Origin of the sequence: Verrucosispora sp. WMMD703 (assembly GCF_049178935.1) — a bacterium.
Lineage (GTDB): Bacteria > Actinomycetota > Actinomycetes > Mycobacteriales > Micromonosporaceae > Micromonospora > Micromonospora sediminimaris.
Map to the genome: position 1 here is coordinate 4,621,759 of NZ_JBMHMM010000004.1, position 26,558 is coordinate 4,648,316.

General features: G+C 67.0%; 16 protein-coding genes. 6 read left to right on the forward strand and 10 right to left on the reverse strand.

The features are described from left to right. Positions 1–15 precede the first annotated feature (15 nt). From ACN26Z_RS21515 to ACN26Z_RS21525, 3 genes are all read left to right on the forward strand, one after another. A complete protein-coding gene (locus ACN26Z_RS21515) occupies positions 16–711 on the forward strand; it encodes a VOC family protein (protein ID WP_421463173.1) in 696 nt (231 codons plus the stop codon). A 190-nt stretch (positions 712–901) separates the two neighbouring features. Next, a complete protein-coding gene (locus tag ACN26Z_RS21520; RefSeq protein ID WP_093407610.1) occupies positions 902–1,333 on the forward strand; it encodes a hypothetical protein in 432 nt (143 codons plus the stop codon). A gap of 46 nt (positions 1,334–1,379) precedes the next feature. Further along, positions 1,380–1,649 carry a hypothetical protein gene (locus ACN26Z_RS21525; protein WP_332907863.1) on the forward strand — a complete coding sequence of 90 codons (270 nt, stop codon included), beginning with the start codon at positions 1,380–1,382 and terminating at the stop codon, positions 1,647–1,649. A gap of 3 nt (positions 1,650–1,652) precedes the next feature. Here the strand turns inward: ACN26Z_RS21525 and ACN26Z_RS21530 are convergent, their stop codons facing one another. Beyond that, positions 1,653–3,473 carry a BTAD domain-containing putative transcriptional regulator gene (locus ACN26Z_RS21530; RefSeq protein WP_421463175.1) on the reverse strand — a complete coding sequence of 607 codons (1,821 nt, stop codon included), beginning with the start codon at positions 3,471–3,473 and terminating at the stop codon, positions 1,653–1,655. Between the two features lie 195 nt (positions 3,474–3,668). Between ACN26Z_RS21530 and ACN26Z_RS21535 the strand changes: the two genes are divergently transcribed. Beyond that, on the forward strand, positions 3,669–4,532 hold the full coding sequence (locus ACN26Z_RS21535; RefSeq protein ID WP_421464646.1) for an IS5 family transposase: 864 nt from the start codon (positions 3,669–3,671) through the stop codon (positions 4,530–4,532). 66 nt (positions 4,533–4,598) lie between these two features. Here ACN26Z_RS21535 and ACN26Z_RS21540 read toward each other — a convergent pair whose 3' ends face one another. Continuing rightward, a complete protein-coding gene (locus tag ACN26Z_RS21540) occupies positions 4,599–5,294 on the reverse strand; it encodes a hypothetical protein (protein ID WP_421463177.1) in 696 nt (231 codons plus the stop codon). 171 nt (positions 5,295–5,465) lie between these two features. Here ACN26Z_RS21540 and ACN26Z_RS21545 point away from each other — a divergent pair, with 171 nt between their 5' ends. Beyond that, positions 5,466–5,894, forward strand: coding sequence for a hypothetical protein (locus tag ACN26Z_RS21545; protein WP_421463179.1), 429 nt, complete (start codon positions 5,466–5,468; stop codon positions 5,892–5,894). A gap of 856 nt (positions 5,895–6,750) precedes the next feature. On the opposite strand, the gene ACN26Z_RS21550 is transcribed toward ACN26Z_RS21545, so the two are convergent. From ACN26Z_RS21550 to ACN26Z_RS21585, 8 genes are all read right to left on the reverse strand, one after another. Further along, a complete protein-coding gene (locus ACN26Z_RS21550; protein WP_421463180.1) occupies positions 6,751–7,491 on the reverse strand; it encodes a hypothetical protein in 741 nt (246 codons plus the stop codon). Continuing rightward, complete coding sequence (locus ACN26Z_RS21555; RefSeq protein WP_421463182.1) at positions 7,481–9,124, reverse strand: RHS repeat-associated core domain-containing protein; 1,644 nt, start codon at positions 9,122–9,124, stop codon at positions 7,481–7,483. Before ACN26Z_RS21555 ends, ACN26Z_RS21550 begins: the two co-directional genes overlap by 11 nt. 475 nt (positions 9,125–9,599) lie before the next feature. Beyond that, the gene (locus ACN26Z_RS21560; RefSeq protein ID WP_421463184.1) at positions 9,600–10,241 is read right to left on the reverse strand and encodes a hypothetical protein; all 642 of its coding nucleotides are present in this window, start codon (positions 10,239–10,241) and stop codon (positions 9,600–9,602) included. Continuing rightward, entirely contained in the window at positions 10,238–18,052 is a 7,815-nt protein-coding gene (locus ACN26Z_RS21565; RefSeq protein ID WP_421463186.1) for a DNRLRE domain-containing protein, read from the reverse strand. The genes ACN26Z_RS21560 and ACN26Z_RS21565 overlap by 4 nt, the downstream gene beginning before the upstream one ends. 1,071 nt (positions 18,053–19,123) lie before the next feature. Continuing rightward, complete coding sequence (locus ACN26Z_RS21570) at positions 19,124–19,798, reverse strand: HAD family hydrolase (protein ID WP_421464688.1); 675 nt, start codon at positions 19,796–19,798, stop codon at positions 19,124–19,126. A 162-nt stretch (positions 19,799–19,960) separates the two neighbouring features. Next, positions 19,961–20,866: an acetyltransferase gene (locus ACN26Z_RS21575; RefSeq protein WP_421463188.1), complete on the reverse strand. Its 906-nt coding sequence runs from the start codon at positions 20,864–20,866 to the stop codon at positions 19,961–19,963. A 223-nt stretch (positions 20,867–21,089) separates the two neighbouring features. Next, complete coding sequence (locus ACN26Z_RS21580; protein ID WP_282237607.1) at positions 21,090–21,674, reverse strand: TetR/AcrR family transcriptional regulator; 585 nt, start codon at positions 21,672–21,674, stop codon at positions 21,090–21,092. 83 nt (positions 21,675–21,757) lie between these two features. After that, positions 21,758–24,454, reverse strand: a complete 2,697-nt coding sequence (locus tag ACN26Z_RS21585) for an MGH1-like glycoside hydrolase domain-containing protein (RefSeq protein ID WP_421463190.1) — start codon at positions 24,452–24,454, stop codon at positions 21,758–21,760. A gap of 41 nt (positions 24,455–24,495) precedes the next feature. On the opposite strand from ACN26Z_RS21585, the gene ACN26Z_RS21590 reads away from it, so the two are divergent. After that, the gene (locus ACN26Z_RS21590; RefSeq protein WP_421463192.1) at positions 24,496–26,427 is read left to right on the forward strand and encodes an amylo-alpha-1,6-glucosidase; all 1,932 of its coding nucleotides are present in this window, start codon (positions 24,496–24,498) and stop codon (positions 26,425–26,427) included. The last annotated feature ends 131 nt before the right edge of the window (positions 26,428–26,558 follow it).

Sequence of the window (26,558 nt, forward strand, 5' to 3'; positions counted from 1 at the left end):
CGGCATGATCGGCGGATGATCGCACGCTTCAAGGACCTCTGTCTCGACGCCGCCGACGCGCACGCCCTCGGCGGCTTCTGGGCTCGGATTCTGCACGGGGAACTGGTCGACGCCGGTCACGGCGACACCCGGGTCGACTCGCCGACCGGTACCAGCGCCGAGTCGATCTGGGTCAACCGGGTGCCCGAACCGCGTACCGTCAAGACCCGCGTACACCTGGACCTGCGGTTGGCCGAGGCGAGCCCGGCGGCGCTGCTGGAAGCCGGCGCGCGGCTGGTCCGCGAGCCGGACTCGGAGATCAGCTGGTGGGTGCTGGCCGACCCCGACGGCAACCAGTTCTGCGCGTTCGCCCCCGGTGACGACTCCCGCCCGGGGCCGTTCGAGTTGGTGGTGGACTCCGCCGACCCGAGCGCCCAGGCCACCTGGTGGGCCGGCGTCGTCGGCGGCGAGGTCCAGGTCAGCGAGGAGGGGCACGCCTCGGTCACCGGCGCGGCCGGCTTCCCCTGGGACCACTGGGTCTTCGACCCCGTCCCGGAGCGTAAGACCGTCAAGAACCGGATGCACTGGGACGTCGACCTGGCCGCCCCCGAGCCGTCCGCGCTGATCAGGGCCGGGGCCACCCTGCTGCGGGAGCCGGACGACGCGGTGTCCTGGTGGGTGCTGGCCGACCCGGAGGGCAACGAATTCTGCGCCTTCCCACCACGGGACTGACCGGCCGGTGCTACCGGGCGACCGTCAGGTGGACTAGCGTTTAACAAGCTCCGCCGCCAGCGCGTACGCCGTCGCCGTCGATACGCCACCGGCCGACCCCGACCCGCCCGATCGGTTGGTTCTCGCGGGAACAGCCCCTCACCGGTTACCGGTTGGGCAGGATCGTCCCCAACGAGGAGGTGCCGCCGTGGTGCAGGACACCCGCGCTCTCACCCTGACGTTCGAGGTGAGCGGCCTGCCACCGGTCAAGACCGAAGCGCTGTCCATCTTCGCCGCCGGGCATCGGCAGGCGACGAGGGTACGCGCCCTGTTGCAGGCCGCCTGCGCGGCCGCGCAGGAGACCGGCTGGACGCCACTGTCCGGCCCGATCGAGATCGACCTGACCCTGCGCTGCCCGCCCGGGCACCGCACCTCCGACGCCAGCACGCTGCTGGGTGGGGTGTGCGCGGTGCTTCAGGACAAGAAGCGGGTGTCCAGCATCGGGCTGGCCCACCTCGGCGTGCTTGTCGACGTCGCACTCTACGACGACGACAAGCAGATCCGCCGGCTGTCGTACCTGGAACAGCCAGCCGAGGACTTCTCGTACCAGGTACGCGTCGCCGCCGTACCGGACGGGGTTTGACCGACGGCAGCGGTGGGGTACCGCAGCCGCCGACGAAGGGAGCGCCATGTCGGAGCCACACGTCACGCTGGATCCACACGACCCGGTGCAGGAGAAGCTGCGCGGGCCGCTGGAGGAGCAGCTGACCTCTGCCCTGCAGGTGGCCGCCGACCGGGTGCGCGACAGCTACGCCGGTGAGCCGGTGGAGCAGGTCTGCCAGCGGCTGCTCGACGAGACCCGGGCCGGCCTGCACCCCGACATCGCGGCCGGTTTCGAGCCCGACATGGACGAGTTGTGCCGGGTGGCGGTCGCCATCGTCCGCGGCGCCGCCACCTGACGTTCATGCCGCGACCGGTCTCGCCCGCGCTTCCGTCCTCGTCGGCCGTGCCGCCAGCTCGGCCACGTAGTCGCTGACCAGCGCGGGCAGCCGGTAACCGAGGGGCTCGTCCCGGTAGACCAGGTGCGCGTCGACCAGGCCCTCCAGTGCCCGCCACACCCGCTCGGCAGGGAGGCCGAGCCGCGCCGCGGTCTGCTCGGGAGCGACCGACGCGTCAGGTGACTCCCCGAGCAGCGCGAGGATCCGGCCGGTCACCTCGTCCGTGGCGCGGACCGCGGCGACCCGGGTCGCCAGGCTCGTCCGCACGGACAGGTCACCGAACGCCAGGACGTCCAGCCGGCCGCGCCCGCCGTCCGCCCGCTCCGCCAGGACGCCGACCGGCAGGTCCGGACGGCTCGTCAACCGTGCGGCGGCGATCCGCAGGGCCAGCACCGAACCGGCGCAGAGCCGGACGAGCTTCGCCGTGGCGGCGGGTTCCGCCTTGAGCCGGTCGGCGCCGACATGGGCCGCCAGCAGCGCCCGCGCCTCGGAGTCAGTCAGCCGCCGCAACCCGACCGACGTGACGTCGTCCAGGCCGTACAGTTTCCGCAGGCCCACGACGATCAGTGCCGGACCGGGCCCGGCGGGGACGAGCGGTCGCACCTGTTCCGCCCGGATCACCCCGTCGAGCACCAGCAGGATCCGCCGGCCTGCGACCCGGGTCCGGTACCAGCCGGCCCGCTCGTCCACATCCTCCGGCACCTCGTCCGCCGGCACACCCAGGGCGCGTAGCACCCGGCCCAGCACCTCACCGGAGGTCACCGACGGCCGGGACCCGAGGTCGACGAAGACCTGCCCCTCCGGGAACTCCGCGGCGACCGCGTGCGCCGCCCGGACCCCGACCGCCGTCCTCCCGCTGCCGGCCGGCCCGCTGACGACCACGGCGGCCGGCCTGCCACCGCAGGCGGCCGCGACCACGTCCGCCACTTCCCGGGTACGCCCGACGAACGTCGTGAGGTCCGCCGGCAGTTCCCGGGGTACGAGGGCAGCCGGGGTCACGGGCCGGGACTTCTCGTCCGGCCGGCTCCGGGCACTGTCGCCCTGCGCCAGATCGGGCGACCGATCCAGCATCGACCGGTGCAGCGCTGTCAGGTCCTCCCCCGGCTCGATGCCGAGGTGTTCGTCGAGCGCCGCGCGTGCCTCCTGGTACGCGGTGAGCGCCGCCGGCACGTCCCCACACCGGTAGAGGGCGAGCATCAACTGCCCCCACGCGCGCTCCCGCAGCGGGTGCGCGGCGAGGTGACGCCGCAGATCGCCGAGGAGGTCGCCGTGCTCGCCGACGGCCAGGCGCGCCTGCGCCCACTCCTCGAACACCTGAAGGCGCTGCTCCTCCAGGCTGGCCCAGTGGCCGTCCAACGCCGGACCCGACGGAAGTCCGTCACCGGCGCGGCCTCGCCAGAGATCAAGCGCACCGGTCAGCAAGGCGACCGCCGAGCCGTGATGCCCGGCCGCCAGGTCCGCCCGGCCCGCACGGGCCAGCCGCTGGAACCGGTCGACGTCCAGTTCCCCGTCAGCCAGGCACAGCTCGTACGCGTTGGGACGGGCGACCAGCCGGTCACCGAGCACCTTGCGGAGCCTCATCGCGTGCGACCGCAGGTTGGCCACCGCGGAAGGCGGCGGCTCGTCGCCCCAGGCCACTTCGGAGAGACGGTCCAGCGAAACCGGCCGGTTCGCCGCCAGAGCCAGGGCGGCGAGGACCGCCTGCCGCTTCACGGATCCCGGCGTGACGGTGGCACCCTCCACGATCAGTTGCATCCGGCCGAGTAGCCTGAGGTCAACCTGCATGTTTCGCTCCCCCGTTGAGCCTTCGAGCGCGCTCAGGCTAAGTGCCGACCGCAGGCGACAACAAGGTGCATCGATCGGCAACAATCGTGATGAATGTCTATCGGTTACGGCGGCGCGTCAGCGTAACGATCCGGCGGCTGAAAACGCTTAGAGCGTGTTTGAGAAGGTCTGTTGTGGACGGCGTGGCGGCATGACATCCAGCGGTGGGGCGGGCAGGGTGGCGCGGTGTCTGCGCGCCGTGGCTACCCTTCCGACCTGACTGACGCCCAGTGGGCGCTGATCGAGCCGTTGTTGCCGGAGCCGAACACGGACGGCCGCCGGGAGAAGCATCCGCGGCGGGAGCTCGTCAACGCGATCCTGTACGTGGTGCGGTCGGGGTGTCCGTGGCGGTACCTGCCGGCGGATCTGCCGCCGTGGCAGACGGTGTACTGGTACTTCACCCGGTGGGAAGAAGCCGGCGTGACCGAGGAACTCCTGACCACACTGCGGATCAAGGCACGGGTGCAGCAGGGCCGTCAGTCGCAGCCGTCGGCAGGGATCATCGACTCCCAGAGCGTGAAGGGCGCCGACACCGTCGGCCGGGACACCCGAGGCTACGACGCGGGCAAGAAGATCAACGGCCGTAAGCGGTTCATCATCACCGACACCCTCGGCCTGCTGGTCACCGTCACCGTGCTCGCCGCGTCATGGCAGGACCGCGACGGCGCCAAGACCGCCCTGCTCCACGCCTACATGCTCACCCCGATCCGGCACGTCTACGCCGACCAGGGCTTCACCGGACGGCTGGTCGACTGGACCCGCGACACCCTACGCACGACGCTGGAGATCGTCCGCAAACCCGCCGACCAACGCGGCTTCGCCGTCCACCCCCGCCGCTGGGTCGCCGAACGCACCCTGGCCTGGCTCACCGCCTGCCGCCGCCTGGCCCGCGACTACGAACGCCACCCGACTGTCTCCGAAGCCCTCATCCGCTGGGCCGCCATCACCGGCATGACCCGCCGCATCACCCGCGGCCGACCGGCACGGCGTCAAGCCCGCCGCACCTTCAACCAGACCTGATCAACCCCATCTCAAACACGCACTTAGCCAGCAAACCCTTGCCGGTCAGGCCCGCTATCAAACAGATCATCTTTCGGCTAGCGCCCTGGAGATCTCGAGCAGATCGGCGGGTGAATGCGCAGCTGGTCCCGCCGGGTTGCGCCGACTGTGCCGCCCATCGCACACCAGCGCACCGTTGACGTCGGACCGCCAGCGAGGCCACCTCTCCGGCTGGCGCAGCATATACGCGGCCAGTTCACCTGCTCCCACTCCCGCGCCACAACTCCTCAACGCGGCGGCCACCATCCCGTTCGCGTCGGCCGGCAGGTCCGCGTCCCCGAAGGCGGGTAGCAGCAACAGCAGTCGAGCATGCGGCTCGACGATCCCATGCGGTTCGCCGGAGAGGTTGGCGGCGGCTACGAGCTCCGGCCAACTCATTCCCGGCCGGAACTCGTGCCCTCCCACACTTGCCAGATCCAGCTTGGAATTCTGACCGGATCGACGCAAAACAAACTCCGTACTGTTGTCGTCCGGCTCATTCCAGTAGACCAGATCGATCTCGTATCCATCACGCAGGGCGATCCGAAACACCGGCCACTCGTCAGGATCGGTCAGTCGATCGAAGTATTCAAAGCAGGCCGCTACGTCAACCGCGAAAGCTTCGGTGACCAGCGAATCACGGTGGGGCGCCATCGTGGCCGACAAGTAGGTCGGCCAGAACAGGGGATCCTGGAGCATCGGCGCACCATCGATCAACGGGAACTCTCCACACCCGGCGATCATGGCCCCTCCTCCCAACCTTGGGCATCCCCTCACCAACTCTATCCCGGTGGTCTCTTGTTCAACCAATTTCTCGATGGTAAGCAGACCGTTCGAGATCATGTTGTGACGACATGTCGGGGGTCGCTGGGCGAGAGGCCCAGCGACCCCGGCCGCGGTGGTGAGGGAGACGATATGGGGCATGAATTCGACGACCGCCGAGCGCGCGTACTTGTGGCCTTAGTCGCTGTCTTGGCGATGCTCTTTCTGGTGGCTGCATCGTCGGTGGCAGGCACATTCTGGTTCCGCAACGGTACGCACAGCGACGGTCAAGTGGTCAGCGCCCTCGCGCTGGACGTCGTGCGCGGCCGGCAGGGCGAGGCGAAGGTAGAGTATTTCGTCGATGCCAAGCGATATGAGGCCTGGGTTTACTGCGGTACCTCCTGTCCGAATGAGGGCGACCGCATGGAGGTCGAGTACTCCGCCAGCGACCCGACGGAGGTGGTGCGGAACCGGGCGCGCACGTACTCTCCCTTGGCCGTGGGGGTATTGATTCTGACTGCGCTCGGAATTGTGTTGTGCATTTCACTGCTGCGCCGCGCGATGGCGACGCAAAGTCGGTGAGGTATCGGCGTCGCGCCGACGGCAGTGTGGCGAGATAGCCGGCATCGACTTCGGAGGGGATTTTGTGATGACGACGAAAATCGGCCGCTGGTGAGGGACCCGTGTCTGTCACCTCAGCCGTCCGGCTGGCGCTTCCCTCTACTCAGCTACTTAGTACTCCGGCCGCACCTGACGTAGTCGGTGTCTTCGCTGGTAGTGGGCTGTTTTGGCGCGGTATTGGTGTGGCGTCGCCATCATGACCATCGATGGATGTGGTCGAAGGGGCGGGTGGTGGTGATCAGGTGTGCCAGGAGACGTCGGACCGCGCCGAGGGTGAGACCCGGTCTCGTCGACGATCAGCACTCCATCGTCATGGCCGGTGCTCGGACACGTAGGCGAACAAGTCGTCCCGAACCGCGTCCGGGTCCCACGCAGACCTGTTAAGTAGCCGCCGCATCCGATTCGGAAGTCTTTGAACTTCTCATAGGGCAGATTGGTTGCCGAGAATTCTCCAGCTTCCCTGAAAACCAAACCATCGCCCGCGTCGTCTTGCCAGGTACCGACCAGGTCTCCGGCGGTTAGGTCTGCCCGCTCGTCACGAGCAGGAGCAACCCCGACGAAACATCCACCCAACATCACGACAGCCACACCAGGGCGGCTACAGTAGCCGAACGGCATTCATGTCCCCATCCTGTCGCGCCCCACCAGAGGGGAAAGAGGTCGACCAATTAATATACTGCAACGGCTCGAGAGCCGGCTCCCATCGGACGCTCTGGCACCACCCCACCAGGAAACGCCTTGGGGGTTATCCAGTGCGATTTCCCACGAGCCGGCGTGGTGGCTCGCCGCACCAGCGACGAGCCACCCTCTGCCACAACTATTCGGGCTTCCCCGGCTGACTCAAAAGCTCCGGCACTGATCTGTCGATGGTAATGGTCAACGGGCCGTCCGGTTTGATTGCTGAGGCAGCCACAGCTCCGTCAACCAACGCTAACCATTGAGGAAGCGTCGACTCCACCAAATCAATGGAGGTCGTTATAGGGGAGTAGTCGATGCCGAAAGCACGGACCTCGTCACCTACTTCCAGACTTATGAACTTCCAGTGCATGTCGGCCCGATCGGCGGCACGGAGCGTCAACCCAGCTTCGCCCATGGAAGCGACGAACTCTTCGGTACCACGGATCACCCCCGGGCGGGTGCTGTGGTTTAGGAATGTGAATCTGTTCTCGATTTGATCGCCGTTAGACAGGTATGACCTCAGCTCGGACACCTTCCTCGCTGAGTCGAGGTCGGCATCCCTCCGCCAGATTGATTTCCTCAAGCAGAAGGTCGGCCCCTCCCCCTCCGGTTCGGACAGGGCAGAGTCGGTCCGATACACCCCGACGACGAATGCACGATGACCTTCATCGATCAGCATCGTCAACCAAGGCTGGAACAGCAGGCGAGTTCCCGAGAAGGAGGCGCTGATCATTCGGATACTCGACAACTTTGCCATGGCTATCCGCTTGAGCGTGCCAACATTCGCCAGAAGGCGAGGCTGCCGCCTCACGACGAAGCCGGGAAAGCCAGCTTCCATCCCTTCCACCACCGAGCCTCCCTTGCCGCCGTCAGTAATCATTAACGTTTCCAATGTACTCCCCGGCGTTCGGATCAGCACCCTTTCTGACGGCGAAGATGTTGCCGTTCTTGTCGACGTAGAGGTCGAAGTGCGCCACGGGGCCCGGCAAGCCGTCCTTCACTTCATGCGGGTCAATCCCATTCTTTTTCAGCCACTTGTCGTCCCGCTTCTTGGGGTTGTCGGGCTTAGGCGTCTCAAAGTTACCTCCGCCACGAGCGCCTGGTGATTCCAGTCGGCCAAGGTCGTCCCAGAGATTGGACCCTCCGTGAGCCGCCATCGCGAGGCCTCCGACAACCAAGGCTCCACCGCCTACCACAGCAGCGCCTCCTGCGGCGCAGGCCGCACCGGTGATAGGTGCGGTAATGCCTCCCGCGAGCGCCGGCAGGCTCACCCCGCAGGCAGCAAGGCCGGTCCCGATCAACGCGATTCCGCCGTACATCGCGGCGCCCCCAAGGAGCATCTCGGCGGAATCAACTGCGAGGTCGGTAAGGGCCTCCGAATTGTGATCCACCCATTCTGCTCCCGCCTCCAGAGCATCACAGGCTCCCTGGAACACTTCCCAGCAGTGCCCGTCAATCTCGATTGCGCTGATTGGATTGCCCCCGCCGAAGGCATATCGGTTGCCGGTCCAGGGATTCGTACCGAGGTACATATCGGCCAGTGCACCGTTGTAGCTGTCTCGGGTGAGGAACCGGTTGAGTCCAGGGCTGTAGTCGCGGAAGCCAATGTCGTACGACTCGGACGCTTGGTCCCACCGCTTGGCGTTGAACCGGTAGGCGTTGTACGGCTCATTCAACGGATCCGTGGCGTCGGGCTTGTCGATGCCCGTGAACTCCGCCTCGTTGTCCTTCCCGTACGCGGTGTAGCCGTAGGTGGCCTTCGTGTTGCCGGTCGCGTCGGTCAGCTGTTCGACGTCGGTGTGCGGGTTGTACCCGTAGTACGCCTGCTCCTCGGTGCCGTCGTCCTTGTGCGTGATCTGCGACAGCCGCTGACCCCAGGGCGAGTACTGGTAAGACTTGGTGAGTTCGCCAGCCACCTCCTCGTCGAGGACCTCCGACGACAGCCCGAGGTAGTTGAAGGTGGTGACCTTCTGCTTCGTTCCACCGGCGTCGGTCGTCTTCGTCGCCGTCCGATCCAGCGGGTCGTAGGTGTACCTGGTGACCGTGGTGCCGGTGCCAATGTTCTTGCGGTTCTCGATGACGTGGTCGAACCCGTCGTACAGGTTCTTCTCGATCACCACACCGGCCGCGGTCACCGTGTCGAGCCGGCCGAACGGGTCGTAGTTGTACGACGCGGTCGCGCCACCCGTGGTGGCCGTGAGCAGCCGGTTGCGGTCGTAGTTGAAGGTGGTTGAGGCGCCCTTGATCGTCTGGTTGATGACGTTGTTGTTGGCGTCGTGGACGTAGGTTTCCGTGTCGGCGCCGTCACCGGCCCTGACCAGTTGTGTAAGGCGGTCACGCGGGTCGTAGGAGTAGTCGCTTGTCGTGTTCAGGTACGCCGAGTTGTTGTCGGCGTTCATCTTCTTCGCGACGTCCCGCGTGCGGTTGAGGTCGTGGGTGAAGGTGTGCTCGGACACCAACGTCCCGTTCGACTTCTTCTTGCCGGAGTCCGTGGCGGACTTGCCGTTGACCACCGTCGACACCAGATCGCGCTCGTACGCATCCCCTCGACCTGGCCCTGGGCCGAGCAGATCATCGCCGCGTTCACCCGGATCGCGGCGATCTCCGCACCCGGCTGACCCGCTCAGCCGCCGACCCTACGACCGGAGGAACCCAGGAGACCACGCCCGCCGCCGCGACAATCGGCTCACAACCATGCCCCGTCACCCAAAGCAATCGACGTTACTCGATCGCAGCGGCCGGGATGGAGCACGTCCGCGTTACGCGTGAATCATCGAGGTTAGCTACCCACCACCGCAGCGACCACCTGACCAGTCACCCCATTTCATCCGCATCGAATTCGAGGACATCGTTCAGGGTCGCCGTCCTGGCAGCGCAGGCTCCGGGCCGACGTACTGGTTCCCAACCCCACCAGTCCGCCGACCCGGCCGGAGCCCCACACGTTGCCGATTCAGCCCTCACTGCCTCACTGAGAGCTCGCCTGCACCGTTACATCGGAAACATTCCGGCGTACGGATCTGGCTCGCCGGTCCATGGATCAAACCCGGCCTTCCGCAGCCGCGTCTCCTCACCGAACGTCAGGTATTTCGCCGTGGCAATACCCCAGACGTTGGTGCCACTCAGCGGGCATTCCTCAAATTCCGCTTCCAATACCCGCCGCAAGAACTCCACCATGCCGCAGTCATAACGGCGCCATGCCGTGTCATCCCGGTTCCACACCAGAACCGGCCAGCCATCCGGGTCGTCACCGGACGAATCCCAACACAGAATGTCCGCGCTGGCGCTCACCGCCCACGCGATCAGCATCGGATTGACCTCGGCAAGCGTGGGTTCCTTACGAAACTCCGTCCACGCCGCCTCGGCATTGGCGGTCTCGCAAACCATTCCGCCCGCTGCAGCGCCGGAAAGCACCTCCCTGGGCTCGGGCTGCTTGACCACCAAGAACTCAGCTATCGTCCCCGGACCGTACACGTCCATGAACTGGCGGTAGTCGGCCGGAAACTGCTTTCCCCAGGCTCTACTCATCCGTCCCCAGTCCACAGCCACGTCAGGCCCAATTGGGGGTGGCATCATTCGCCGCAGCGCCGTCAGACTCACAATCATCCTCTCGCTCACCTTGGCCCAGATCACGGCATTCCACCGGTCGGGACTGGCTGACCCGTCCGCGGATCGTTAAAGGTCCCCAGGTTTTGTCCCGTCCTGAGCTCATTATCGATCGCCACATCGAAGGAGAGGCCAGGGGCGCCATCCGCATAGGTGCCAACAGCAGTCAGGCGGAAATAGCTTGGTACGGTCCGGCTACCACTGTAGTGCGGCACAACAGAATACCGGACATTCTGCCCTGAGTCCACCGCCGCCTTGACCTGGTTCTCGTAGAACGCCATGTTCTGACCGGGAACCGCTCCGAACTGCGCCGCGTTGGCCGTCCGCGAGCAGGTCGCTAGGTTGCGCGAATCGGTTCCAGATCCACCCAGTTGCTTGGCGAGGAGGTGGCAGGCATTGATGTTCTCGGCAACCGGTGTCGCACTCGCCCATCCGGCAACCCGTTGGGCCCAACGGTATCCCGGCGGGGCGAACTTGCTCGTATCGGTAGCCGATCCGGGGTGGCTGTCCACGTACTCCTTGTTAAGACAGGAAGTCATGTATGTAGCGCGGTTGCCATTTGCCGCGTCGACGTCGCCGTGTTCAACCCAGCCACAGTCGCCTGACCGCTGGTCGTTGGGAACTGGCCGTTGCCGAGGAAGCGGCTGCGGCTTCGGCGCCGAATCGCCACCTTCGTCTCTCCTCTTCTCATTCCATTTGCTCTTAGCCCACTCGACCCCTGCGCCGACCGCAACGACAGCCGTTGTCGCGACCACGGCCACGGCCAGAACAACGAGAGCCGCTGGCAGCACGGCTAAGATCGCAAAATGCCCATCTAGTTCGACAGCGTTGATGGGGTTGCCGCCGCCGAACGCGTACCGGTTGTTACTCCATGGGTTGCTGCCGAGGTTGAGGTCGGCAAGGGCACCGTTATAGCTGTCACGTGACAGGAAGCGGTTGAGGCCAGGACTGTAGTCGCGGAAGCCCATGTCGTAGGACTCAGAGTTCTGGTCCCATCGCTTGGAGTTGAACCGGTAGGAGTTGTAGTCCTCCTTGGTGGGGTTTCCGACATCGGGCTTGTCGATGCCGGTGAACTGGGCCTCGTCGTTCTTGCCGTACGCGGTGTAGCCGTATGTGGCTTTAGTGTCACCGGTCTCGTCCGTCAGAATCTCGACGTCGGTATGTGGGTTGTAGCCGTAGTAGGCGTCCTCCTCCGCGCCGTCGTCCTTGTGGATGACCTGGGACAGTCGCTGGCCCCAAGGCGAGTACTGGTACGACTTGGTGAGCTTGCCGGCCACCTCTTCGTCCATGACCTCTTTCGATAGGCCTAGGTAGTTGAAGGTGGTCGTCTTCTCGTCCGTCCCTCCGGCGTCGGTGGTCCTCGTCGTCGTACGACCCAATGGGTCGTAGGTGTATTTGGTCAGTGAGGTGCTGACCCCGTTACTCTTCCGGTTCTCGCTGATCTGATCGAAGCCATCGTAAACGTTGCGATCAACCACCCGACCGCCGACGATGACGGTGTCAAGCCGACCAAATGGATCATAGTTGTAGGAGGTGGTCGCTCCATCAACCGTCGCTGTCAGCAGTCGGTTGCGGTCGTAGTTGAACGTCGTTCTGACGTTTTTGATGGTTTGATCGACAACGTTGTTGTTTGCATCGTGAATGTACGTTTCGGTGTCGGCCCCGTCGCCCGTCTTGACCAACCTGGCTAGGCGGTCCCGAGGGTCGTAGGTGTAGTCGCTCGTGGTGGTGAGGTACGCCGAGTGGTTGTCGGCGTTCATCTTCCTGGCGATGTCCTGGATTCGGTTGCCGTTAGGGTCGTAGCGGTAGGTGTGCTCGGAAACGACCGTTCCATTCGACTTCTTTTCGACCTGGGTCTTCAGCAGGCCGTCCAGGAAGTACGTGTAGTCGACCGTATTGCCGTTGCCCTTGACCTCCCTCAGCCTCTCACCGCGGTCGGTGTAGGTGAACGTGGTGATCTTCTTGCCCGGATCCGCTTCCGACTTGCCGTTGGTGACCGTGGAAATCAGGTTCCGCGGGTCGTAGCTGTAGCTCGCATACTGCTTGTCGTGCTTGGTCGTCAGCAGAGCGCTGTTTTCGTTGTAGGTAAAAATGGAGGTGTTCTTGACCACGCCACCCTTGGCCTCAGTGACCTCCTCAGCCAAGTTGAGGCCGTTGTAATCGATCGAATATGTATCCACCCGGGCGTTGGGCAACGAGTCGGTGATGCTTTCAAGGTTGCCGTTCGGGTCATACCGGTAGGTGTAGTCGACTTCCTCGTCGTCGGTCTCGCCCGAGTTGTCCCGGACAAGCTTCACCACGTCAGCGACGACGCTGCCAATGGCATCGTCCGACAGCGACACCTTGTGGCTGTTACCCTCGGCGAAACTGTACGAGCCGAGGCTTATCCAGTCGCCGCCGTTGGCGGTCTGGTCGACCGTCCGCTCGGTGTCGCCGCCGTCGTGGTTCACCGTGTATGTGGCGTCGGTCGCGGCGTCCGGAACCGAGGGGTAACGGGCGAAGACCTCGTACGTGCCGTCTTGTGGCACGTTCAACTGCCAGGTGAAGTTATTCGTGCCCGTCCCCGCCGGGCGAGTGGCGTAGTTGTGGCCGTACTTGTCCTGCGCCTCGGTGGCCGCACTCCAGTTGCCGGCGGCGGCGGTGTTGTTGAAATCGGAGTTGTCAACCAGCACCACGTGGCTGCCGACCGGCACGCCGCTGTCCGCGCGGGACGCCAGCTTGCCGTCCGGGTAGTAGGACCACGTCATGGTCCGGCTGGACGACCCGCTGGGATCCTCGCCTGCCGGCGTGAGCGTCCGCTTCGTCTGGGCACCCATCTTGTCGTAGTCGTAGCGCGTCAGGATGTCCCAGGGATCCCGGCTGCTCCGAGTCCAGCCATTGTCGAAGTACGTGTAGTTCGTGTCATTACGAACCGACTCACCCGCAGACGGCGGCATGCTGACCTTCGCCAACCGGCCCACGTAGTCGTATTCGTAGATGGTGACGTCCGCAGTCTTGTAGCGGGCGTCTTCCCGGTCGTACGCGGTGTGGGTCTCCTTCACCCGGTTCAGCTCGTCGTAGACCTTGACCGTCGCAAAATCGTCCGGGTCGTCGCGGGTTTCCATACCCCGTGGGCTGGTCACCTTGGTCTGGTTGCCGACCTTGTCGTACTCGTACTTGGTGATCCGGTGGGTGATCGTGCCGTTCTCGTTCTTGTGCGGCACCTTAACCTCACTCGGCTTGCCGCGAGGGTCGAACAGGACCTCAGCAGTGTTGCCGAGCTGGTCCGTCCTAGCCTTCACAAGACCGTCGAGGTCGTATGTGTTGATCGTGAACTTGCCCAACGCATCGATGGTCTTCGTGACCCGGTGGGCCTTGTCGTATTCGTACCGAGTGGTGTAGTCGGCGGTCGTCGACGACTCGTTCTTGAGCGGGTCAGTGACCTTCGTGAGGTTGCCGACGTTGTCGTACTCGTATGTGATCCGGTGACCCTCGGCGTTGGTGACGCTGGTGAGCTGGTAGATCTCGTCGTAGTCGTTGGTGGTGACGAAGTCACCGGCCGCCGGCGTCAGATTGCCTCTCGGCTCAACGGTGGTCAGCAGGTTGCCGACCTTGTTGTAGGTGAAACTCGTCTTTCGCTCCGGGTCGGTGGGCACGTCCTTCGGCGCATACGTCTCCTCGACCTGGTCGACCTCGTCGTAAATCGCCCTGCTGACGGCGCCGTTCGGGGCGTACGATTCAAGAACGTTATCGTTTTCGTCGTACTTCGGCCCCGGTCTTACGATGAAATCGCCAGCGTCCTGGTCCTTCGGTACACGGCTTTCCAGCGGACGTCCGAAGGTGTCGTACGTCTGGCTGGTCTCCTTGTCGTAGGAATCGGTCACCTTGGTGACCTGACCGCGCTCGTCGTAGATGAAACTGGTCGACTTGCCGAGCGCATCCGTGATGGTCTGCGGGTAGCCGTTCCCGTCGAAGTCCTTGTTGACGGTGACGTTGCCGTTGGCATCCGTCGCCGTCAGCATCTGACCCCACGCGTCATACGTGTAGGAGGTCTTGTAGTCGTCCGGATCCGACGTCGTGTTGCCCATCGGGTCGACCACCCACGCCAGGTCACCGTCGGCCTCGTAACCGAAGGTCCACTTGCGGCCCTGCGGGCTGGTTTTTTCGATCACGTCAGCGACGTAGCCGTTGAGCTGCCGCTGGTAGACAACCTCAGTCCCCGGAGTGCCGTTGGCAACCGCCTCTGCGTCCTTGATCAGTGTCGTGTAGCCGGTCTTCTGGTCGTACTCACGAATCGACACCGCACCGTTGGGCTCTTCGAACCGGATGACGTTGTGGCCCTCATCCCATCCGATTCTGGTGGTCTCGATCTTGGCGTTCGTCGCCTCGACGGTTCGGCCGTAGCCGTCCATCCGGTACGCCGTCGCGTGGTTCTCCGCGTCGGTGACCGTTGTGTCGATGTTGTTGCCCTGCGGCCCGTCCGGGTCGGTGTAGGCGAACTGGGTCGGGTGCCCGAGCCGGTCGGTGTAGGACTTGGTGGTCCAGTGCCACTTCGGGTCGTCGCCGGTCTGCGGGTAGTTGTAGACCAGGTTGGTCGCGTTGGCGCGCGGGTCGGTGACCTTGACCAGCTTGACGTTCTTGTTGCCCTGGGTCATGTCGTAGGCGAACTTGAACGTCTTCGGCGCGCCGTTGATGGAGCCGGCGCCGTCGACCAGCTCACCGAGCAGGCCCTTGTCGGTGTAGGTGAAGGTGAGCTTACGGCCCGAGATGTCGGTGATCTGCGAGACCTTGTCGATGATGTGCGGGTTGGTCAGGTTGGTGCCTGACTTCCGCGTCCAGGTCGTGTCATCGATGTAGTCGAACGCCTGGCCCTTGACGTGGTAGTCGACCGTGAGGGTGCGCCGGTCGGCCGCGTCGGTGATGTAGCGGAGAAACTTGGTCGGCTTGTTGTTGGACGTGCGCTCCTCGTACACGAAGCGCATCTCGTTGCCGTTGTTCTCCACCACGCTGGACAGGAAGCCCTCGCAGTCGTAAAAGAACTGCGTCCGGTCCGGCTTGGTGAGCACCCAGGCCTTCGGCTCCTGCGTGTTGGGCTTGCAGTCGACCGGGGTGTGCTTCTGCAGGTAGAGATGCACGCCCTTCGGGCTCTTCCACTCGTTCGCGGCGGCGTCCCAGGTGAACCAGTGGCTGGTGCCGTCGCCGTCGGTCAGGGTGACCTTCGTCGGGTTCGGGTTGGGGTGGAAGTCGAGCGGGGTGCCCAGCCGGGCCAGCGACGACGCCTGCAGCGACCAGCCGAACCCGGCGACCGTGTCGCTGGTGTCCAGCGAGTTGTACGCCAGCCGCACGAACGTCGACAGGCCCCGCGACGGGTTGGTGAACGCGTTGTACGACCAGACGGTGTTGCCGGCGTACAGGTTGTTCATCACGGTGGAGCCGGCGCCGGTGTTCTTGCCCGCGTACGAGTAGAACTTCTCCAGGCCGAGCTGGTCGGAGGTCGGCTCCTCGACCGCCACGTTCTGCGGCAGCGCCTCGATCGGCGTGGTCTCCGACAGCTTCTTGCCGGTGAGCTTGTTGCGCAGTTCCCACTTGAGTACGTAGGGCGTGCGCTTGCTCCCCTCCGTCGACGACGGCGGGGCCTTCACCTGGGCGGCGACGTCCACCGTGCCGCCGGCCGGCACGTTCTTCGGCAGCGGCGTGCGCAGCTCGAAGCTCGCGTCGGCACCGTCGGTGACGCCGTCGGCGCGCTTCCAGTCGTACGACAGCTCCCAGTCGCTGGTGTTCCAGGCCGCGAGCGTCGGGTTCGACATGGTCACCGGCAGCGTGTACGTGGTGTTCGGCGTGAGCACCTGCGGGGTCGAGGCGGCGTAGTACGTCGACTCGGCGGTCTGCTCAAGGTAAGTGACCTCAAGCGTCGGCCGCAGCATCGGCTCGGCGCCCTCGGAGGAGAGCAGCATCGCCCGGGCGGTCTGGTTGGCCTCGTCGCGCTGGCGCAGCAGCAGGCCGTAGTTGCTGGCCGGGGTCTTCACCCAGCCGTCGACGGCGGCGGTGACGTCCCAGGTCTCCCACTCGGGGTCATTGGTGAAGCCGTTGAAGCTCGCCTTCCAGGTGGCGTCGTAGTCACCGCCCGGCGTGGTCCAGGCGTTCACCCCGTCGTAGCTGTTCCACGTCGCCTTCGTCTCGTTGAAGGCGCGCTTGAGCTTGTAGACATCGACGTACTCGTCGGTGTCCGTGCCGGGGAACAAGGCGTTGTTGTACATCCGCAGCTCGGCGCCGACGACCCTGGCGTCGGTCGGGATGCCGGTCAGCGCCGGGAACTTCACCACACCCCGGGAGTCCCCGTAGTACGGCGAGTTGTTACCCGGGCTGACGTAAGGGTCTCCGTCGTAGACGTCGACGTTCTCCGTAGGCCGCGCCGCGGAGAGCGTGGTGTCGATTACGCCGTTCGAGCCGGTCGCGTCGGTCGCCGCGGTCCGGTAGATCCGGGTGATCTGGCCGGCCTTCGGCAGCATCGCCGGTTGGGTCGGGCCGGCGAGCAACTGCCCGTCGCGGGTCTTCACCGCGACCATGTAGTAGAAGAACTTGCGGGCCATCGGGTCGGTGTTGTCGGCCGCCGTCGGCTCCGCGGTGGTGTCCTGATAGGTCCGCGTGCCCGACGAAACCGGGGCGATGAGCGTCGCCGCCGACGGCGTGAAGTTCTGGTGCACGCTGCGGTGCACCTGGTACTCGGTGATGTCGTCGCCGGTCGCCGTCGACGGGTCGACGTACGCCGGCCAGGACAGCACCGCGCCGGTCGAGGTGATCGTGGTCGGCGGGTCCACCGAAACGCCCGGCCGCCCGTAGGTGACGACCAGCTTCGGCAGGTTGTGGTCCCGCCGGTCGTTCGCGTACGCGTACTCCGACGCCTCGTAGATCGGGCCGCCCCGGTCCTTGGTGGCCTCGTCCAGGGCCTTGATCATGAAACCATGGTTCGAGTGCGTCCCGTTCACCCAGTCCTGCACCAGGTTGCGGACCGGGAACGACGTCCACACGCTCGACTTGGCGTACTTCTTGACCGCACCGGCCTTGGTGAAGCGCACCGCGTCGGCGTTCGCCGACGTGCCCGGGACGCCGTTTAGGACCACCTTGCCGGCGGTGCCGGCCACGAACGGATGGGTGCCGAGGGTGACCCACTTGCCGGCGCTGTCGGGCGTCGTCTGGTCGACGGTGTAGGCCTTCGAGCCGCCGCTGTGGTGCACTGTGTACTTCGCGTTCGTGGGCCGGTCGGAGGCACCGACGTAGTGCACCTCCACCTGGTAGTCGCCCGCCTCGGTGATGGTGGGCACCCAGGTGTGGGTGTCCGACGAGCTGGCGCTGCCGTGGTAGCGGTAGTCGCCGTTGACCGCCTTCGGCTTCAGCGTGGCGTTGCTGGAGTACGGCCACGAACCGACCACCGACGTGCCGGAGTCGCCGTCGTCCTTGGTCACCACGTTGCCGGCCGGGGCGCCCGCGATGTTGCCGCTCATGTTCGCCCAGTTGGCGGTCTCCTCGGACCATGCCGTCGTGACCCGCCGCGCCTCCATCGGCACGTCGTAGGCCCACTGGGTGTGGGTCTGCGAGTAGTACAGCTGCAGCTGCGCGTCGTCGATCGGCGTGTTCGCCGGGATGGTGCCGAGGTTGAACTTCAGCAGCGACCGCCAGGTGTGGGTCGCCTCGGTGCCCACCTTCAGCTGGTAGGTGTCGTTGTAGTTCTTGGTCGTGTTCCCCGAGTAGATCTGCACGTCCTGCGCGTCGGCGGGGACGGGCTGGATCTTGATCGTCGGGTCGATGACCACCGGGTAGACGCGCGCCGGGTCGGCGAGCCAGCCGGCGTCGGCGGTCACCGTGATCGTCGAGGTGCCGCCGGACTGGGTCACCGTCTGGGTGACCTTGTCGCTCCACACCTTGCCGTGCGGGGACGACTTGTCGTCCTTGTCGTCGTACATGAACGGCGCCGGCATCACGTAGACCGGCTCACCGCCACTCGCCCGCACGAAGGCGATCGAGCCGTCCTCCCGCTGCTGCGCGGTCAGGCCGGCGGTCTCCAGAGTGAACGTGTACGACGCCGCTCCGCTCGGCGCCTTGCGCAGAACGATCTTCTCCTTGAGCGCCGTCGCGGTGACGTCGTAGACGACGTCGGCGCCGTGGGCGATGCCCGGGTAGGTGACCGTCGAGCCACTGACCTTCGGCGTCACGTCCTTCGCAGCGCCGGCCAGGCCCAGCTCGATGCTGCGCCCGTCCCGTTCGAAGCGGACCAGTTCGTCCGAGCTGTCACCGAACAGGCTGGTGAAGGTGTTGCTGCGATTGCCCTGGACGTAGCCCTTCTCGGTGGTCGGGCGGACCTTGGTGTCGATGGGCTGGAAGCGGCCCTTGGCGTCCTTGTAGTGCAGCGGCACCGCGGAGATCTCCGCCTGTGTCCGCCCGTCGGAGAGCTGGTAGACGCGGGCGTTCGCCGTCCGTTTGCCGGTCAGCTCCCGGACCCGCTTCTGCGGCGGCCATGCCTTGGCCGGTAGCGCCTTCTCGTGGACCGTCAGCCCGGCGCTGACCACCTCGGGCTTGCTACGCCCGGTACCTCCGCCGACCAGGTCCCTCGCCGCGCCGCCGATGCGCTCCAGCAGGCCCGGCCCATCCTCGGAACTCGCTGCCTGGTCGGGGCTGTCGTAGGTCAGCAGCTGCGTCCCGCTGACGGTGCTGCCCACCAGCGTGACCGCCAGGACCGCGATCAACGGTCCCCGTAGTCTTCTCTTCACCCGTCACCCTCCGGTCAAGGGCCAATACGACGGGTAGAAGCTAGGTCTGGTCGATACATCCCGGGCTATCGATCAGATAGCCACGCGTCGGAGCTTTCCGCGACTCCTGGCGCCCCTCGAAGCGAGGATTGCGCGGACGTTTTGCGGCGGGCGGCCAGACGCCACTCAGAAGTGGAGGAGCAGGTCCGGGAAGGCGGCGAGGCACAGCAAACCCGCGTCCGCCAGGTCCAACTCGTCGTGTTCCAACACCCAGGTGTTCTCGTTGGGGATGAACACGGCGTTCATGCCAGCCGTCCGGGCCGGGACGATGTCGGACTTCGGGGAGTTGCCGATCATCCAGGCGCTCCCCGGGTCGAAGCCGTGCTCCTTCGCCAGCCACCGGTAGGTTTCCACATTCTTCTCCGGCACGATGTGCGCCGCCCGGAAGTGGTGCAGCAACCCGCAGGCGTCCAGCTTGCGCTGCTGCTCCTCGCGCTCGCCCTTGGTCAGCAGCAGCAGCTCGTGCCGGCCGGCCAACTCGTCCAGGGCGTCGGCCACCCCCGGCATCAGCTCGACCTGATGCGTCACCAGGGCCACCGCCAGGTCGTCGATCTCCCGACGCTCCGCCTCGGTCGCCGGTCGCTGGCGCAGTCGTTCCAGGCACTCGCGCAGGCTGCGCAGGAAGACCTTGCTGCCGTACCCGTGGGTGACGGCGTTGGCCCGCTCGATGTCGTCGAGCACCGCTCGCAGCTGTGTCCGGTCGAGGGTGGGATGGTCCAGCCACTTCAGGAAGTCGTCGATCACCCGCTCGAACACGACGTTGTTCTCCCAGAGGGTGTCGTCGGCGTCGAAGACCAGCACCCGGCCCGGCTCGATGGCTGCCTCACGCGTCACCTCGCGGACTCTAGGCGAACCGGCACACCCCCGACGACCGGATAACCGGGAGACCCGTCCCTGATCGTCTGCATTCCAGTGACCGTCGGGTCGGCGTGTCGGGTCACTGGAATGCAGACGATCGTCGGCTCAGGCCGGGGTGTAGACCACCCGCGAGCGGATCCGGCGGAAGCCGGTCCGCTCCAGCTCCGCCACCACCGTCACCCGGTGCGCGTCCACGTCGGCGACCACCTCGTACGCCCCGCCGCCGGCCAGCGCCGCGACCGAGCCGGCCAGCAGCTCACCCAACACCGACTCGTCCAGCAGGCCGAGGTAGGCGATCATCGGGAAGCAGGCGTCGGCCGTCGGCCCTGCCAACCCCATCGGTTGGTCGCCGTGCAGTGCGACGCGCCAGTTTCCGGGCTGCGTACCGGTCAACCAGGCCATTGGATTGCGGGCCAGGTCAACCCCGGCGACCTCCCGGGCGGTCTCGGCACCGGTCAGCACGACCGGCTCGGCGATCCGGCCCACCAAGGCGTTGATCTCCGCAGCGTCGGCGGCGGGGCGGAAGTAGAACCGCCCGGACGGGGCCGGCAACGGCCCACCCGCCCAACTGAACCTGATCCGCTCTCCCCGCTCGACAAGTCCCGCGAGCCGGGCCGCCGCCATCGTCGCCTCGGCGACGGAGCGCACCTCGGGTTGCCGACGCCAGTACGCCGGCAGCGCGGCGTAATACACCTTCGGACCGCCCAGCGCGGCGTGTGCGGTACGCAGCAACGCGGCGCCCACGGCGCTTGCGGCTTCGGTGGCGGGTGCGAGGTCCAGGTCGAACCGTTCCAGCCATGGTTCACCGACGGAACCGGGTAGCAGCAGCCACGCGGCGCGACCCACCACCCGGTCGGCGCGCAGGGCGACCCAGGTGTGCTCCGGCCGGTAGCCGCCACCGGCGATCCCGTCGGCGTAGCTGATCTGTCGCAGTTGCGGCAGCGGGTCGGTCATCGAGTCGAACAGTTCCTCCTCGCCCGCGACGAGCGGGCGGATGACCAGATCGGTCATGGCAGATCCTCCGGGACAGCGACGCCCCGGGTCAGATCCGCGTGGACGCCGGGCCGCGGACGGGGCGCAGAACATCGGACATTGTTCTGACCTCCCCTCCACTCGATCGGCGTGCCAGCCAACCTACGCCCCCACCCCACCCCCCGCAACCACCCCATCCCTTCCCGGTTGATCAAGAAGTTTTCGTCGTCCACGCCCGCGAAATCCGACGCAAACTTCTTGATCACCGAGACGAGGGGCGGGGGGTGAAGAGGTTCTGGCTGAGGAGGTGTTCGCGGTGGTCCTGGGTGTCGGGACGCAGTCGGCCGCCCCGGGTGAGCATCACCATGCCGTGCAGCAGGCTCCAGCCCAGCTCGGCGAGGATGTCGGCGTCGCGGCCGGCGGCCAACGGCCTGAGCGCGGTGCGCAGTTCACCGAAGGTGGCCGCGACCGTCTCGGGAACCTGCTCCGCGCCGAGGGTCAGCTCCGGCGTGTGGGCGAACATCGCGTCGTAGACCTCGGGATTGGCGTACGCGAAGTCCAGGTAGGCCGCCATCACCGCCGGCCAGACCTCCGCCGGGCGATCGACAGACATGCGTGCCCCGGTCAGTGCGGCGGCCAGGTCGGCGAAGCCGCGCACCGCGACGGCGGCCACCACCGCGTCCCGGTCGGCGAAGCGCTGGTAAAGGGCACCGAGGTCGACGTCGGCGCGTTCGGCGAGCCGGCGGGTGGTCACCGCGGCCAGGCCCTCGGCCTCGGCCAGCTGCCAGGCGGTGGTGACGATAGCGTCGCCGTCCCGCCCGGTGCCTGGTTCGTCTGCTCCGGACACGCCGACGATGCTAGCCCGCGTAACGCAGGGTCACCCGGTCACGACGGATTGGCGACTGAAGGCAGGTCTGCCGGGCAGCCCGGTCAGCGGCGCAGGGTGAGGATGAGGTCGGCGACCAGGGCGGTCCAGCCCGTCTGGTGCCAGGCACCCAGGCCGGCGCCGTTGTCGCCGTGGAAGTACTCCGGGAACGCGATCAGGTCACGCCAGTCCGGGTGGGTCTGGAACAACTGCGCCGCGCCGTAGATCGGCCGGCGGCCCCAGCCGTCGCGGGTGAACAGCGCGATCAGCCGGGCCGACAGGTCGTCGGCGATCTCGTCGAGGGTCTTCTTCACCCCGGAACGGGTCGGATACTCCACCTGGAGGTCGTCGCCGAAGAACGCGGCGTAGTCCCGCAACGCGCTGATCAACAGGAAGTTGGTCGGCATCCAGATCGGACCGCGCCAGTTGGAGTTGCCGCCGAACAGGCCGCTCGTCGACTCGGCGGGCTCGTAGCCTACGCAGAACTCCTGCCCGCCCAGGGTCACCGCGAACGGCTTGTCCAGGTGGGCGCGGGACAGCGTACGCAGCCCGTACTCGGAGAGGAACTCGTCGGTGTCCAGCATCCGGGCGAGCAGCCGCACCACCTGCTCCGGGCCGCACATGGACAGCAACCGTTGCTGCCGCCCGTCCGGACCGAGCCGCCGCGCGCCGACCACCGCGGCGTACTCGGGTCGGTTGGTGAGGAACCAGCGCAGCCGGGCGCCCAGTTCGGGCAGCCGGTGCAGGGTTCGCGCGGTCAGTCGGGTCACCGCGGCCAACGGCAGCAGACCCACCACCGAGCGCACCTTCAACGGCACCTTCGTGCCGTCGGCCAACCGCAGCACGTCGTAGAAGAACGCGTCCTCGTCGTCCCACAGCCCCTGGTCGTACGCGGCCGCCGCGATGTAGGCGAAGTGTTCGAAGAACTTCGTCGCGGTGTCCACCCAGGTCCGGTCGTGCTCGGCCAGCACGATGGCGATGTCCAGCAGGTTGAGCGCGTACATCGCCATCCAGCCGGTGCCGTCGGACTGCTCCAGCACCCCGGCCACCGGCAGCGCCGCCGAGCGGTCGAACGGGCCGACGTTGTCCAGCCCGAGGAACCCGCCCTCGAAGACGTTGTTGCCGCCGGTGTCCTTGCGGTTGACCCACCAGGTGAAGTTCATCAGCAGCTTGTGCATCATCCGGGCCAGGAAGTCGTGGTCCCGGCTGCCGTCGATCTCGAAAACCTTCAACGCCGCCCAGGCGTGCACCGGCGGGTTCACGTCGCCGAAGGCCCACTCGTACGCCGGGATCTGCCCGTTGGGGTGCAGGTACCACTCCCGCAGCAGGAGCAGCAGTTGCTCCTTGGCGAAGCCGGGGTCGACCCGGGCGATGCTCACGCAGTGGAAGGCCAGGTCCCAGGCGGCGTACCACGGGTACTCCCACGGATCCGGCATGGAGATGACGTCGAAGCTGGTCATGTGCCACCAGTGGCTGTTGCGCCCGTGCCGGCGACCGGCCGGCGGGTTCGAACCGGGATCGCCCTCCAACCACCGTTTGACGTCGAAGTGGTAGAACTGCTTGCCCCACATCAGCCCGGCGATGGCCTGCCGGGCGATCAACGCCTCGTCGGGGCTGGCCTTGGCCGGGATGACCGTGTCGAAGAACCGGTTCGCCTCGGCGCGACGGGCCCACACCGCCGCGTCGAAGCCGTCGCCCAGGTCGGCCGGCGGCGGCTCGCCGCCGCCGGGCGGCGGGGCCGTACGGGTCAGCCGCAGCCGGATCCGCCGCTGCTCGCCGGCCGGCACGTCCAGCACGTAGTGCAGCGCTCCCTTGGTGCCCTCCGACTGCGGGTTGACCGTCTCCGCACCGTCGACCACATGGTCGTTGATGCCGTCCTTCGGGTACGGGGTGCGACTCGGCAGCCCCCACAGCCGCTCGGCGTTTGTGTCGTTGTCGCAGAGCAGCGGCGTCGGGTCGCCGTCGCCTTCGAGCACGACCTGACCGAGCACCCAGTGCTCGCCGACCAGCCGCCGCCCGGACCCGACGATCCGGGGCACCCGGTCACCGCCGGGCAGCCCCCACGCCCAGGTGTTGCGGAACCACAGGTGCGGCAGCACGTGCAGCCGGTCGGCCTCCTCGCCACGGTTGGCCACGGTCACCACGATGCACATGTCGGTCGGTCCGGCCTTGGCGTAGTCGACGGTCACCGCCCAGTACCTGTCGTCGTCGAAGATGCCGGTGTCGACAAGCTCGTACTCCGTGTCGTCACGGCCCCGCAGGCCGTTGACCGCGACCAGTTCGTCGTAGGGGAAGGCGGCCTGCGGATAGTGGTACCGCCACCGCATCCAGGAGTGGGTGGGGGTGGAATCCTCGTACCACCAGTACTCCTTGGCGTCCTCGCCGTGGTTGCCGCCGTCCCCACCGAGGCCGAACATCCGCTCCTTGATGATCGGATCGCGTCCGTTCCACAACGCGAGAGCGAAACAGAACGTCTGCCGGTCGTCACACACGCCCGCCATGCCGTCCTCGGACCACCGGTAGGCTCGGGACCGCGCATGGTCATGGGGGAAGTAGTCCCAGGCCGTGCCGTGCTCGCTGTAGTCCTCCCGTACCGTCCCCCACGCCCGCTCGGACAGATAGGGACCCCATGCGCGCCAGTCCTGCTCCCCGGCATCGGCCTGGGCGAGCCGGATCCGCTCGACGTCGGGGGCGGAGGGCGAACCGTCAGTGATCACCTGAACATCTTCGACGCCGCCGGGGTACTGCACCACAGCGGCCATTGTCGTCGTGTCGTGTTACACCTCGCCGCCGTGGAGGAAAGTTGATCGAAATTCGCTACGGTTCGCAGGTCTGCGGCGAGCTGACCAGCGCCGCCAGCCGTGAATGGCTGGTACCCGACGGCCTCGGCGGGTACGCCATGGGCACCGTCGGCGGGTTGCGCACCCGCCGCTACCACGGGCTGCTGGTGGTTCCGGGTGAAACGCCGGCCTCCCGAAAGGTGGGACTGGTAAGCCTCGATCCGGCGGTGCTGCTGCCCTCCGGTGCCCGGGTGCGCCTCGGCGCGCACGAGTGGGTCTCCGGCGATGTGGACCCGCGCGGCTTCGAGCTGCTGGAACGCTTCGACCTGACCGACGGGCTGCCGCGCTGGCGGTGGCGCATCGGCGACGTGGTGATCGAGCGGGAGCTGGCCATGCTGCCCGGCCGCTCCTGCGTGGCGGTGGTGCACCGGCTGGTCAGCGGCGGCCCGGTCGAGCTGGAACTGGCCGCCGCCTGCACCTGGCGGGACGCGCACGGCGAGCGGCGCGGCGACGGACCACCGCTGCGGATGGACCCGGTCGACGGCGGCGCGGTGATCGAGGAGGCGTACCGGCTGTCCGGGCCCGGCTGGTCGCCGCAGGGCCACTGGTGGCGGGGGGTGTACCACCGTGAGGAGGCGGCGCGCGGCCTGCACCCGGAGGAGGACCTGTGGTATGCGGGCCAGTTCCGCGACACCCTGCACCGCCCCGGGGACACGCTCTCGGTGCTGGCCTGGGCCACGGACCTGGAGCAGGAACCACCGCCGGGACCGCAGGTGGTGGCGTCGGCGCGGCAACGCAACCGGCAGGTGGTCGCGGCGGCCCGGCCGGCCGACGCGGTCGAGGCGACCCTGGCGCTCGCCGCCGACGCGTTCGTCGTGCGGACCGCCACCGGTCCGGACGTGGTGGCCGGCTATCCGTGGTTCGGCGCCTGGTCGCGGGACACGATGATCTCGTACGAGGGGCTCTTCCTCCGGACCGGTCGGGCCGACCTGGGCCGTGAGCTGCTGCGCTCGTACGCGGCGACGCTGTCGGAGGGGATGCTGGCCAACACCGCCGACACCGGGCGGGTCGAGTACAACACCGTCGACGGCACGTTGTGGTTCCTGCACGCGGTCAGCCGGCACGTCACCGTCACCGGTGACACCGACCTCGGCGACGACCTGCTGCCGGCGTTGCGCGCGGTGATCGACGCCCACGTGGCCGGCACCCGGTACGGCATCGCCGTCGATCCGACCGACGGGCTGCTCGCCTGCGGTGCCCCCGGCGCCGCGCTGACCTGGATGGACGCCCGGGTGTACGGGGTGCCGGTCACCCCGCGTCACGGCAAGCCGGTGGAGGTCAACGCCCTGTGGGTCAACGGGGTGGCCGGGGTCGCCGAACTGGCCGAGCTGGCCGGGCAGGACGCCGGGGGGCTGCACCGGCTGCACGAGCGGGCGGTCGAGGCGTTCCGGAAGCGGTTTCCCACCCCGGCCGGCTGGCTGCACGACGTGGTCGACGCGCCCGCACCGGCGTACCCGCTCGGTGGCGCGACCCACCACGACGACGACCTGCTGCGTCCCAACCAGCTGCTGGCCTGGTCGTTGCCGTTCGCGCCGATGGAGCCGGATGCCGAGGCGCTGGGCCACCTCGGGGCGGGGCTGCTCACTCCGCTCGGCCCGCGCAGCCTCTCCCCCGACTGTCCCGGCTTCCTGGGCCGGCACCGGGGCGGGCCGGCCGAGCGGGACACCGCGTACCACCAGGGCACGGTCTGGCCGTGGCTGATCGGTCCGTACGCCGACGCCGTCCGGCGGGCCGGTCTGCCGGTCGACGACCTGTTCACCGGTCTGGAGGCGCACCTGAGCGAGTACGGCCTCGGCTCGGTCAGCGAGACGGCCGACGGTACGGCCCCGCACACCGCCACCGGTTGTCCCTTCCAGGCATGGTCGGTGGCGGAACTGCTGCGCGTCCGCCGGTAGCGCTTTACACCCCCGCAACGGTTATGTCTCCGCTGGTTAGCCAGGTGCGACCAGGATTGGTCCCGATCCGGCCGCAACGCGAACGCCACCCGTCAGGGGGCTTCCCAGGGGTGCGCGGAGACAAGTCAAAG